This window comes from Gynuella sp. (assembly GCF_050297175.1).
In the GTDB taxonomy this organism is placed as follows: Bacteria; Pseudomonadota; Gammaproteobacteria; order Pseudomonadales; family Natronospirillaceae; genus Gynuella.
In genome coordinates, this window is the sequence record NZ_JBNKSF010000061.1 from 66,996 (window position 1) to 80,115 (window position 13,120).

10 protein-coding genes are annotated in these 13,120 nt (G+C 49.8%); 3 read left to right on the forward strand and 7 right to left on the reverse strand.

Going from position 1 to position 13,120, the window contains the following annotated elements; translation table 11 throughout:
• Positions 1-81: 81 nt before the first annotated feature.
• A complete protein-coding gene (locus ACQY6I_RS23315; RefSeq protein ID WP_428244005.1) occupies positions 82-1,890 on the reverse strand; it encodes a hypothetical protein in 1,809 nt (602 codons plus the stop codon).
• Between the two features lie 110 nt (positions 1,891-2,000).
• Complete coding sequence (locus tag ACQY6I_RS23320; protein WP_428244006.1) at positions 2,001-2,861, reverse strand: YifB family Mg chelatase-like AAA ATPase; 861 nt, start codon at positions 2,859-2,861, stop codon at positions 2,001-2,003.
• 176 nt (positions 2,862-3,037) lie between these two features.
• Between ACQY6I_RS23320 and ACQY6I_RS23325 the strand changes: the two genes are divergently transcribed.
• The 3 genes from ACQY6I_RS23325 to ACQY6I_RS23335 all read left to right on the forward strand — a co-directional run bounded on the left by ACQY6I_RS23325 (position 3,038) and on the right by ACQY6I_RS23335 (position 8,701).
• The gene (locus ACQY6I_RS23325) at positions 3,038-4,444 is read left to right on the forward strand and encodes an efflux RND transporter periplasmic adaptor subunit (protein WP_428244007.1); all 1,407 of its coding nucleotides are present in this window, start codon (positions 3,038-3,040) and stop codon (positions 4,442-4,444) included.
• Complete coding sequence (locus ACQY6I_RS23330; protein WP_428244009.1) at positions 4,441-7,548, forward strand: efflux RND transporter permease subunit; 3,108 nt, start codon at positions 4,441-4,443, stop codon at positions 7,546-7,548. Before ACQY6I_RS23325 ends, ACQY6I_RS23330 begins: the two co-directional genes overlap by 4 nt.
• A 145-nt stretch (positions 7,549-7,693) precedes the next feature.
• Positions 7,694-8,701 carry an expansin EXLX1 family cellulose-binding protein gene (locus ACQY6I_RS23335; protein WP_428244010.1) on the forward strand — a complete coding sequence of 336 codons (1,008 nt, stop codon included), beginning with the start codon at positions 7,694-7,696 and terminating at the stop codon, positions 8,699-8,701.
• Between the two features lie 202 nt (positions 8,702-8,903).
• Here the strand turns inward: ACQY6I_RS23335 and ACQY6I_RS23340 are convergent, their stop codons facing one another.
• From ACQY6I_RS23340 to ACQY6I_RS23360, 5 genes are all read right to left on the reverse strand, one after another.
• The gene (locus ACQY6I_RS23340; RefSeq protein ID WP_428244011.1) at positions 8,904-9,344 is read right to left on the reverse strand and encodes a c-type cytochrome; all 441 of its coding nucleotides are present in this window, start codon (positions 9,342-9,344) and stop codon (positions 8,904-8,906) included.
• 87 nt (positions 9,345-9,431) lie between these two features.
• Complete coding sequence (locus ACQY6I_RS23345) at positions 9,432-9,632, reverse strand: heavy-metal-associated domain-containing protein (RefSeq protein ID WP_428244012.1); 201 nt, start codon at positions 9,630-9,632, stop codon at positions 9,432-9,434.
• A 108-nt stretch (positions 9,633-9,740) separates the two neighbouring features.
• A complete protein-coding gene (locus ACQY6I_RS23350) occupies positions 9,741-10,199 on the reverse strand; it encodes a c-type cytochrome (protein WP_428244013.1) in 459 nt (152 codons plus the stop codon).
• Complete coding sequence (gene cueR / locus ACQY6I_RS23355) at positions 10,186-10,578, reverse strand: Cu(I)-responsive transcriptional regulator (RefSeq protein WP_428244015.1); 393 nt, start codon at positions 10,576-10,578, stop codon at positions 10,186-10,188. Before cueR ends, ACQY6I_RS23350 begins: the two co-directional genes overlap by 14 nt.
• Complete coding sequence (locus ACQY6I_RS23360; protein ID WP_428244016.1) at positions 10,575-12,944, reverse strand: heavy metal translocating P-type ATPase; 2,370 nt, start codon at positions 12,942-12,944, stop codon at positions 10,575-10,577. Before ACQY6I_RS23360 ends, cueR begins: the two co-directional genes overlap by 4 nt.
• Positions 12,945-13,120 lie beyond the last annotated feature (176 nt).

The window sequence follows — 13,120 nt, forward strand, 5'->3', positions numbered from 1 at the left end:
CTATTAACCTTGTATAACCCATCCAGCCTTTTTAGTTATTAACCGCCCTAACAATATTTTCGCATAGTGAGTTATTTAGTTTTATCTCGTTAGCATAATACCCATTTTTTCGAGTGCATTTCCCAATGTACCTTCACAAGAAATTGTATCCCTGCTAGATGGGTTATGCTTAAAAGATGCAGCCTTGCCAGGACAATATTTCGTGAGTTTTTGCACAACTCCTCTTACCTTACGGACTTCTGACTGGATAAATCGAATCCATTTATCACGCTTATCATCATCAATATTATCATTCAATATAAATACAAGTCCTCTGTAGGTTTCTTTATCAACAAATTCTCCTTTCTTATTTTTCTTTCTAGTCAGACGACGCTGTATTTCAACGATATAAATATGCTTTCCTAAGCAGTTAATACGAGCTACAAGTATGCCTCTATTATCTTTTTGAGTCTTGGGATCCATATAAGGCCAACTTCGAGTAGTTTTATCAACATCATCTTTTGAGGCAAACGCTTCCAATGCAATCAAGTGTGGCTCTTCATCCTTTTGAAAGCCTTCAGAAAAGGAGAACCATTCGACAGACGTAATTGTTTCCGGTAATTTTTTTGAAAGATAAAGCATGGCATTCCACATATCCCGGAGAGTGCCATGAGATTCCATGACTGGGCGAGAATGAATTGATGCTCTATCAATGCCCTTTTTATCTCCATGGGGTTCTCCTGCTGAAACCGTAGTCGTGTCAGATGACTCAACAGATGGACCCCCTGTATCTTGCGCTTGTTGATCCATATGAGTATGAACAATCCGCGGTTCACCTAATACCTCAAATTCAGGGTCTTCAACATCTACAGTTGCACTACCATGGTCAGGTTCTTGATATGCAGTTAAGTCTAATATTTCTGCAGAAGGCCATACTTGTCGATTTGGAGCACCATGCCAAGCATTGCCAGGAGCATCGGGACCGGCTGGTGTTTCAGCGTTATTGCGATTCACCCTATCGCGGATAATGGGGACTCCACCAGGATCACTACTGCCCACAATTTGAAGACCTAAGAAAGATTTTCCACTATTAAAGCTTATGCCTCTAACTTTAATAAGTGCTGGCCCACGAAACCAAGGACCTATGCGAATAAACGAAGGCTTTTTAAAGTATGGATCAAATGAAGACTCCAACCTGGAGTAGATTTCCTTAGCTGCAAACTTTGTGTAGCCATCATATTTAGCATGTGCCGCAAATATAGCATCACCATTTCGAAGGTCCCTTGACAGTTTGATTTTCCATTTACCTTGCTCTTCCTTCTCATCAATTGGACAGAATATTCTATCCTCACATCCACCGGTCCCTTCCCAGGGATAGGTCATTAAAATACGTCTTAATTCTCCAGAATAGCCGTAACAGCGAGTAAAAAACTCCAGGCAGGGTATAACAAGCGTTCCATCATCAGGCAAAAAGAACTGAATCAGCCAGTTTCTATCCCTGTCGTATTTAAGTGGATATATTTCATTTGGGAATGGAGAAGTTCTTTCTTCTTCATAGGCTTGATTGAATGACGTGAACTTCCACCCACCCTGAAGGAAATCCACCTGAAATGTCTCTGTCTCAAATTCGTGCACCCCATGGCACATGCCCCCAGACCATATACTTCCATGTCTGACTTGGCCAAGAGCAGTTATTGGTACTCTACGATATGTAAGCTGGTCTGATAAATCGCCTGACTTGCCAAGCTCTCGAAAAGCGACCAGCGCTAAAGGTTGTGATTGCGCTTTTTGATTCTTATATAGCCCACAATACCACCATGCGACCATATTGCCATTTAGATCAGCAAGTGAATCAACAAGTCTTGGGCTGGGATTGGTGCGTAGAATTCTTCCAGGGAGCTGTATTGGCATTGAAACCTCAAATAGACCGGTTGCCGTCAATACTGCAATAGGGACGACTACTTCATGAGTAATAAAAATGCCAGTCTATCGCATTTATTATTATATTGTCGCATCTATTGTTATATTTCACATCCGCCTCCCACCAACGCCACTCCAGAAGCCGTATGATGGGGGGCCCGAAATGGCCGTAAACGATAATGATGTTGATGCTGACCGGAAATCGAATAGACGGCGGCCACCTCCAGCATCTCCTGATCGGACATGGTCGGCAGAATACCTGGCAAGCGACTGGCCAATAACGTTTTACCGGTACCGGGAGGGCCATAAAACAGTAAATTGTGACGCCCGGCAGCCGCTACTTCCAGCGCTCGCTTAGCCGCCTGCTGGCCTTTGACATCACTGATATCCATCAGGTCGGCATCGGGCAGCGCACTCGATGTTTGCTGCTTTTCATACAAACTCAAACGCTGCTGGCCTGACAAATGAGCACAGACATCCAGCAAGTGACCGGCCCCATACACTTGCGCCTGATCGGGCAGGCAGGCTTCTTCGGTATTCTGCAGCGGTACCACTAAAACGCGTTGACATTCTATTGCCGCCATTGAGGCCGGTAATGCCCCCTGCACCGGCCTCAGTTCACCGGTCAGCGCCAGCTCGCCCAGCACTTCACAGGTTTCCAGATCTTTACCCGGTACCTGCCCGGACGCCACCAGAATGCCCAGCGCAATCGCCAGATCAAAGCGACCACCCTCTTTAGGCAGATCTGCCGGCGCCAGATTTACAGTAATGCGTCGCTGCGGGAATTCAAAATGCGCATTCAGAATGGCAGAGCGCACCCGATCACGGCTTTCCTTTACTGCCGTTTCCGGCAGCCCAACCATAGTCAGGCCAGGCAGACCGTTAGACAGGTGGACCTCCACGGTCACTAATGGTGCTTCAATGCCGACTTTGGCACGGGTATGGACAACGGCAAGACTCACTGCTCACTCCTTTGATCATAGATTTGATGTTCTTCCTGAACTGCCAAGATTTCATAAATATCATGACGGATGCAAGTCTCTATTTTGTAAACCGTATACGAATCCTCAAGAATTGGGTAGTTTGAAGTTTAAGCGCTTGTTCCAGCTACGACGGATTAATTTTTTCAGGATCTCATATGAAACCGGTGGTGTATAAATTTGCAATTCCCCTGACTGTCATCCTGGTGGGTGTTTTGGTCGTATTCTGGCTGAATCAGACAGCCAGCACCGCTAAGAGGGTTACCTCTTCCAATGCGACGACAGTGGTTGCTCCAGAGCTGACGGACGCGCAGAAAGCAAAACTTGAAAAAATGACCCCTGAAGAACAAAAAGCCTTCCTGGCAAAACTGCAGCAGCAGAACAATGAAAGCAGTCAAACCAAGCGTGGCAGTGGTTTTAGCGGCCGTGGCGGTCGCTTTGGTGCCACCACCTCAGCAACGGTGGAAACCATGACAATATGGCCGGACAGCTGGTCTGCCCAGCTCATACTGTTTGGTAAGACGTTTTCCTATCAGCAGCGCAATATTCTATCCAGACTATCGAGTGAAGTGACTCAGCTGGAGGTCAATGCCGGCCAGCGGGTAAAAGCAGGCCAACTGCTGCTGAAGCTGGACGATGATGACCTCCAGCGCAGCCTGAAACAGGCCCAAAACCAGTTATCCAGTATTGATGCCCAGATTCGCCTGCAAAAGCTGCAGGCCGAGGCAGATCAGAAGAGCCTGCAGATCGAAGAAAAACTGCTGGCCATACAGGCAGCATCGGTCAAACGTTATGAAAACCTGAATAACCTGCAGCTATCGAGCTCCAATGACTATGAAGCCACGTTGATGGCATATCAAAACCAGCTCAAATCGGTGCAATCCCAGCAACTGGCTGTGGCGCGTCAGGCAGATGAAATGGCACAACTGATCACTCAGAAGAACGAACAACAGCTGGCGGTTGAGGAGCTTCAATCACAGCTCAAAGATGCCACCATTGAAGCACCATTTGACGGCGTTATCGCCTCAATTGCTGTGACCCTTGGCGATGAAATCAGCCAGGGTGAACCCTTGATTACCATCTACGATGACAGCCTGCTGGGCCTGGAAACCAAAATTCCGGTCAACCAACTCAGAGGACTGAACAGCGCAAATCAGCAGATCTATGCATTCACAGATCTGGCCGGGCAACAACACAACCTTCAGCTAAGCGATCTGGATTCATTGGCCAGTGGTGGTGCAGTGGCCGCCAAGTTCCGGTTCATAACCCCGGTGACAATCACCCTGGGTGAACATCAGGCCATGACCGTTGTCCTGCCCCCCCAAAATAATGTATTCGCAGTTCCTGCCAGCAGCCTGTACGAAAACAAGTTGGTTTATAAAGTAGAACAGCAACAGCTGGTGGATACCGTAGTCAATGTGACCGGACAAACGCTGATCGATGGAAACACCTGGTACATCTTTGACAGCAGTGACATCAAAGCTGGAGATCAGATCCTGGTGACTCGTTTGCCAAATGCCAGCCGAGGCCTGAAGGTCTCCGTTCCGGTCAAGGAGGCATCATGAGCCGATGGATAGAACACCTCGGCCAACACCGGATTGCTGCCAACGGCTTGATGGTACTGACGTTGATTATCGGTCTCTGGTCTTATCAGAACATTAACCGGCAGTTCTTTCCGGATTTTGAATTCAACGCCATCATCGTCACTGCCTCCTGGAGTGGTGCGAGTGCCGAAGATGTGCAGGAAGCCATTGCGATCCCGCTCGAAAATGCCGTACTGGCGGTTTCTGACATTGATTCTGTCAGAACCTCCAGCTCAGAAGGCTATGTGCGGCTGTTTATCCGAGTCAATGAAGACGTGGATCTGCGTGACGTACAGACCCTGATTGAAGACGCAGTAACATCCGTATCATTGCCAGACGACGTGAATGAACCTTCGGTCCGTCGGGCTCAGCGCTTCGAACCAATCGCCGACCTGCTGGTTTATGGTGACAAACCCATCGAAGAACTGATTGCCCGGGCACGTACTTATGCCGATGAATTGACCGCACGTGGCATCGCTCAAATTGCCCTGACAGGCAGCCCGGATGAACGCTTTGAGATTCTGGTCAATGCCGAGAACCTGCTGGACCTTGGTATGACTCTGGATCAGTTTGGCTCTGCCGTGTCCAGTGACAACCAGAATCTACCCGCCGGTATCGCCGGCAAAGCGGACGTTTCCACTCAGTTACGCGCCCAGGGACTCGCCCGTGATACCCGCCAAATCAGCCAACTGCCAGTGTTAACCGACAGCAGCACCGGTGCGATGATCAGAGTGGGTGATGTGGCCACAGTGGTTCGCAAGTTTACCGATGACTATCAATACATCACTTATGAAGGTCTGCCGGCAGTCAAAATCAGCCTGCGCCGAAACCCGACCCAAGACACCATTGATACGGCACAGATTTACCTCGATTGGCTCAAGGAACTGAATCTGCCCGATGACGCTGATATCAAAATCCAGCCTTATAACGAGCGCTGGCAGTTTTTGGAATCACGCATCGGTCTGATTCTGAAAAACGGTATCGCCGGAATGGTCCTGGTATTGATCATCTTATTTGTTTTTCTGAACACCCGGATTGCCGTCTGGGTCGCCCTGGGTATTCCGGTATCCTTTATGGCGACATTCATTTTTATGAACATGATAGGCATTACGATCAACGCGCTCAGTTTATTCGGGTTCATGATCGCGGTCGGCATCATTGTGGATGACGCCATTGTCGTCAGTGAGGATACGCAGGTGCTTCAGGCCCGTGGGCTTTCCCCTATGGAAGCATCCATCAAATCAGCGATTCGCATGTGGCCACCGGTCATGGCCTCCAGCCTGACAACTGTTGCTGCCTTTATGCCGTTACTGCTGCTGGAAGGCCGTTTGGGAGAATTGCTCATCGATATCCCCTATGTCGTCGTCTGCGCCATTACCGCTTCGTTGATAGAGTGCTTTCTGATTCTTCCAGGACATCTGGCCCACAATAAAAAACTGCATAAGAAGCCCAGTCGTTTTCGCGCTGCGGTCGATCATAACTTTAACCGTTTTCGGGATAATTTTTTCCGTCCACTGGCCACTTGTGCTGTCGAATATCGTTGGCTCACAGCGGCATTGGTCGTTGTTGCGTTCATGCTCAGCATTACACTGGTGACCAGCGGTCGCTTGAAAGTCAACCTGCCCCCCAATGTCGAAGGTACCGGCATGTCAGTAGCGGTCGAGTTCGCCGAAGGCACCTCGCAAACCAGAATCAACGACTTTCTGCAATACATGGTGGCGCAGCTGAAATCTGTGGAGCAGGAAACCAATTACCACTTTATTAAAAGCCTGGTGCTCAATCACCGTGAAAGCAACGAAGCCGAAAATGCCTCCATTGAAGTTGAATTGATCAGCGACACTCAACGACCCTATACCAATCAGGAACTGGTCAGCCACTGGCGCAAAAAAGTGGAGATCCCGGCCGGTGTCGAAAAAATCAGTTTTGGCCGTTCACGCTGGGGCCTCGACAATGCTGACCTGACCATTCGCCTGTCGAGCGACGACGTGGATGCACTCAAACAGGCTTCTCTGGAACTTCAAAAGCAGTACCTGACGTATCAAGGGGTTAGCGACCCCAGCGATGATCTGCCTTTTGGTACCGAGCAATGGCGTTTTACGCTGACGCCGGCAGCACGCAGCCTGGGGCTTAACCTGACCACCCTGGCCACGCGTCTGCAAACCATGCTGAATGGCCGCGAAATTGGCTTCATCCAGGAAGATGGCGAACAGCTGGATATTTATGTCCGGCTACCGGAAAGTCAGGCCAACAGCCTGGCAATGCTGACCGCTTTACCAATCGCGCTCGATAACGGTGATTGGGTGCCCATAGGTTCTCTCCTGAACCTGGAAATTCGTCGCGGTGTTGAATCCCTGAATCGTGAAGATGGCAAACTGTCGATTGATGTGACCGCCAGTGTGGATGCCAATATCGCTAATGCCAATCAGATCCTCGCTTCTGTGGAAACCGATGTACTGCCGGAATTGACCTCCACATATCATGTGGATGCTGCGATAGAAGGCAATCGCAATGATGAACAGGAAGTGCTGAATCAGATGAAGATCGGTGTACTGGTCGCGATGTTAATGATCTACGGCATTCTGGCCTGGGTGTTTGAAAGCTGGGTATGGCCTCTGGCTGTGGTTATTGCCATTCCCTTTGGGCTGACCGGTGCCTTGTTCGGGCATTGGTTGCTGGGCCTGAATGTCAGTCTGTTGAGTCTGTTTGGGCTGTTTGGGTTGAGTGGCATTGTGGTCAATGATTCTATTGTTCTGATCAGTTTTTATCATCGTCTGAGAAACGAGGGCATGGCCGTCAAAGAGGCAGCCATCGAGGCAGCAGTTCAGCGACTGCGGGCCGTATTACTGACATCCATTACCACCGTTGCGGGCCTGACTCCGCTGTTGTTTGAAACATCGTTCGATGCCCAGTTTCTTATCCCGATGGCAGTTACGATTGTTTTCGGACTGTTGTTTGGCACCGTCCTGATCCTGTTACTGGTACCGGGGATGCTGGTGACCATTGAGCAGATATCAGACTGGGTCAAAAAGCATCATGGAAAATTAGTGGGTCGTGCAGATCCAGAAAACCAAGCCGGGCAATCATAATCAGGTCGTAACACTCACATCTGGTTATCAAATTTGATAACCAGACAACAAAGCGGGTTATTTGGACTGTTAAATTTCCATATCTGCGATAGCCTGTAAAAAGGTGTTATCCACACCTTTTTCCCACTGAAAAGGAGGCTCAGATATGAGCAGTCGAATCGCAGTGCAGTACCTCATTCCCATATTTTTATTCACAACATTATTCACAAGTGCTCAGGCGGACAATTCCACTCATAATGGCGAGGGTACGTTCTATGGTTACGACGGCGGGGGTAACTGCAGCTATGTTGATCCACCAGACGATATTCTGACCGCTGCCATGAATGCAACCGACTACGACAACTCAGCAGCCTGTGGCGGAGTCATCGTGGTCACCAACGAAAACACCGGTCTCAGTGTAACCGTCAGAATTGACGACCAATGCCCGGAATGCGCTCCAGGAGATGTGGATCTCAGCCAAGATGCCTTCGCTGAAATATCCGAACTGGTTGCCGGGCGCATCCCCATTCACTGGCATTATATTGCCAACCCCATCGCCGGCAACATGAAGCTTTACTTCAAAGAAGGTTCAAGCCAATGGTGGACTGCCGTGCAGGTACGCGACCATTTGTATCCCATCAAATCTCTCGGCTATCGAATCAGCGGATCAGGAGCCGATTACACCACTCTGCCCAGAAAACCTTTTAATTATTTTCTGGCTGAAAGCGGGTTTGGTATCGGCCCCTACGATTTCAAGATCACCGATTTTTGGGATCAGAGTGTTGAAGTTGCAGGTATCTCATTACAGCTGACCACCGAGATCGATACCGGCACACAATTCCCGGCCTATAACGATGGAGGCAATGACAACGGCGGCGATGATGGCTCACCGGATGACAATGGCGGCGATACCGGCACTGAGCAACCAGCGCAAACAACTCTCAGTATCGTCAGTTCCTGGGACGGCGGATATTGTGCCAACATGACCATAACCAACCCAAATGACTCACCACTGACCTGGACTATCGAACAAGACATTGGTGTGACCATTACCAACCTGTGGAATGCAGAGTGGTCACAAACCGGCACCATTCTGACGGCATCGGGAAGCTCCTGGAACGCAACACTGACAGGCGGAGCCAGTACTGAGTTTGGTTTTTGTGGCAACGAGTGATGTCTGATCAAAAAGAAAGCGGTTGATAAATCACAATCGGTCGGAAAATGTACGTCTAACCGAGTGGCTGTTCTATTTGGTCAATATTGACTGGATATTTGGCGGATAGCATTTATAAGTCTTCCGTTTGGAGTGTCAGACCATCGATTTCATCATCGATGGTCTCTCATTCAGTGAATTCGTCCAGGACGAATTTTAAATCCTAACGACTCTTATATGGCCGGTGACAACCTTTGCAGGTGGATGCCACTTCACGGTAGTAGGCTTTGGCTGATTTAAGGGTATCGGCATTGGCAGCCAGACCGGCAGCCGCTTTCTGCAGATCATTTGCCTGATCAGAAAAGTCGTCCCATTGTTCCCAGATCAAAGATTTGGCATGGGAACCTTTATCTTCACTGGCACTGGGGAACAGGCTCAATAGATAGCTGCCACTATGATCCCGCATCTGTTCTGCACCGGCTTTTACCACAGAAGCATCGTACTCCTTCTGGCCACGGAACATTTTGCCAATGGCTTTGAGGTAGTCTTCATAAGATTCCATCACATCCTGACGCTGTTTCACCTGCTCATTCTCTGAGCCGTGGGCCACAGCCATCCCGCAGATTAAAGACAGGGCGCAAAAACCGGTTGTTATAAACTTCATTACGTTCTCTCGTGTCAGCTTCTGTTATCGATCACACGCCGATTATATTTAACACGCCAGGCACGTCCGTCAGTTTACCGCTTTTTTTCACACCACCTCGTATCCGGCCTCCTCGATGGCAGCTTTCAGTTGTTCGGTATCGGCGTTTCCCTCTACCGTGGCAATACCTTTAGCCAGATCAAAAGAGGCAGTGGCTACGCCATCAACGTCCTTCAATGCCTGTTCAATCGCATTCACACAGTTCTGACAACCGGCACCTTCAATATTCATTTCAACCACATTTGACATGATTATCACCTCACAGTCGTATTACAAATTTGTTGGTTTTAGGCACCATCTGAATCACCAACATTATTCAGAGCCTCCTTAAACATTGTTCAAATCTCAGATCCAGAGTTATTCACTGTGTCTGGATTGTTTTTCAATGCTCAGCCACTTTTGATAAGTCACTTGATCCCAGTGGCTTTGAAAGCCTGCAATCACGGCCAGAATTTGGTCTTCAGTCAGTTTTTTCCCAAACGGGGGCATAATGCCTCCCATCGGTTGTCCACCTCCTTCAATGACCTCTGCCAAGGTTGCAAGCGGGTGATGCCATGCATGGGCGCTACCATTCAGTGGTGGAGGTGGAAAATTACCGTTACTGTCAGTGGTCTTCCAATTGGGAGTCGCCTGGGCATTAGCACCATGACAAATAGCACAATTGGCAGCGAACAGCTTTTTGCCGGACTCCACCTGCTCCGAGCTATACCAGCGACCAGTATCTGCCCGCTCGGTCAGATCGGGTTGAAAGGAGCTCTGTTGCTGGCAAGCTGTTAACAGCAGTAGCAATGGAAATATCAGGTCAGTGCTTTTCATCAGCCAGCTCATCCAAAATGATGCAATCAGACTCATCATTGCCAGGACACTGTGTGATCAGGCCGGACAGGGTTTCTTTCATGGCCATCAGATTGGCGATTTGTTCATCGATCAGATGCATCCGACTTTCAGCCAGCTCTTTGACATGTCGGCTGGCACGGTGAGGATCCCGGAACAGTTGCAGCAGCCCGCGACATTCATCCAGACTGAATCCGAGTTGTCGTGCCCGGTTGATAAATCGCAGCTGTTTAACATCTCTTTCCTGATAATCACGATAGCCATTTTGCTGACGTTCACTGTTGAACAACCCGATCGACTCATAGTATCGAATGGTTTTAGCCGGCAGACCTGACTGCCTGGCCGCTTCACTGATTTTCATGAGAGTACCTCCGGTTTTACCTTTGCGCGCCAACGCAGCAACATTAAGGAGCTGGTAACAACAGACACACTGGAAAATGCCATGGCGGCACCGGCAATGACCGGACTGAGCAGGCCAAAAGCCGCCAACGGAATACCAACAACGTTGTAAAAAAATGCCCAAAACAGATTCTGGCTGATTTTCCGACGGGTCATGCGGGCAATGTCCATCGCCACTAGTATCAGCGTCAGGTCCGAGCGCATCAGAACGATACCGGCACTGTCTTTGGCGATGTCCGTGCCACTGCCCATGGCAATACTGGCATCGGCGGCAGCCAACGCCGGCGCATCATTGATACCATCACCCACCATGACGACCGGCCCTTGTTTTTGCCGCAGTTTGCTGACCATTTCGTGTTTGTGATCTGGCTGCAAGTCACCAGCCACTTCATCCAAGCCTAATGCTGCCGCTGCTTTTTCGGCTGCCTGGCGATGATCCCCTGACAGCATCCAGGTGGTTAACCCAGCCTGCTTCAACTGCGCAATCACCTGCCTGGCATCTTCACGAGGCTGATCTTCCAATTCAAAACACGCTGTCAGTTGGTTATCCATTACCGCCCAGACTTGAGTGGCTTCCTGATCAACAGACCGTTTATGCATCTCATCAATACCCATGCCATTGGCTTCAAGTAATGCTTCATTGCCCAGCAGCACCCGTTTTCCAGCATATTCAGCGACCACGCCTTTTCCGGCGATATTGATCACTTTTTCCGGAGCAGGACCCGCCGGACAGTCAGTCAGAGATGCCACCATAGCGCGTGCCAAAGGATGTTGGCTTTGCTGTTGAATCGACTTGACCAGCCCCTGCCAGTCGGCATGCGATTGTGCAAACTCATGGATTTTCACAACTTTTGGCTCACCTTCAGTCAGCGTTCCGGTTTTATCAAATACGACGGTTTTGACAGATACCAATTGCTGCAACTGATCGAGATCGCGCACCAGTACACCATGACGCGCTGCCACTCCTGTGGCAGCAATAATGGCGGTCGGTATCGCAAGCCCAAGTGCGCAGGGGCAGGCAATCACCAGCACCGAAACAGCCGCAATCAAAGCACTGCCGAAGTCGTTGAACCACCATTGCAACACAAACGCCAGCAGTGCCACCAATATGACTGTCGGCACAAAATAGTAGGCAACTACGTCTACTTGTTTCTGTACTTCGGGCTTGTTCATCTGGGCACTTTCCACCAGCTGAATAATCTGCCGTATTCGAAACTGCTGTGGATCGGTGGTCATCCGGACCCGTAAAGACCCGGTTTCGTTACGGGTACCGGCCATGACAATATCACCACTGCATTTGAAAATTACCCGGCTTTCACCTGTTAACATGGCTTCGTTGAGGTCTGATTCACCACGGATGATCACACCATCTGCGGGCACATTGGCACCGGGTTGTATTTGAATTTCATCACCGATATGAAGATCGGCTACCGCCACCTCCACCAGCTCACCATCACGCCAGACACTGGCCCGGGCAGGCTGCAGATCCATTAACGCCCGAATCGCTTCTCCGGTACGGTTTTTGGCACGATGCTCCAGCAGCTTGCCAAGTACCACCAGAGTAATGACAACGGCAGATGCCTCGAAGTAAAGATGACGACTGGAGGTGAATAACCAGAGATAGAGACTGTAGAAGTAAGCCGCCGATGTTCCCAGCACCACCAGCGTATCCATATTGGCACTGGCATGTTTGAGATTAGCCCAGGCGCCACGGTAAAAGCGTGCTCCGACCCAGAACTGTACCGGGGTTGCGAGCAGCCACTGTGCCACATGGGGAATACCAACCTGAATCCCCAACCAATCCAAAATCATAGTGAGCACTAAAGGTAGTGACAGCACTGCACCCACCCAGAAATGCAGCACCGGGCTGCTGGTCTTTACCGATCCAGCAGCTGCAACCGGCGCATCTTTAACAGGGTAATTCAATGCCGCCAGACGCTGGCGAATGGTTTGTGCACTGGTCAGTGCAGCCACATATTCAATCTGCAATTGTGATTTCACCAGATTGACCTGGGCACGCTGGACACCCGGTAGTTTGCCAAGCTGTTTTTCGATTTTGTTCACACACGCCGCGCAATGAACATTTTCGAGCTCATACATTTCGGTACTGACGGGTACATCAAAGCCTGCGTCCTGTACCCATTCCCGTAATTGCACGCCACTGGCTGCTGAAGTCAGTTCGACGTCCAAAGATTCCAGCGCCAGATTGACCTTGGCCTGGCGCACTTCAGGATGCTTTCTGAGTACTTTCTCCAGACGATTGACGCAGCTGGCACAACTGAGCCCGCTAATGGGTACGATCCAGTGGTTCAGACTGTCGGTTGTCATGGTCGCCTCCGGTTTTTGCAACTGAAAGGCATTGTAGACCTTCCATCAACTGGAAGGTCAACCGAGAAAAAACAACGACGACTATGGCAGGCGGAGACCGGCGTTCATCCGCTCAATGTTGAGTGCAGTGCCGATGGGCGCTAATCCAGTCTTTCTACTGAAAGCCAGCTCGCCCT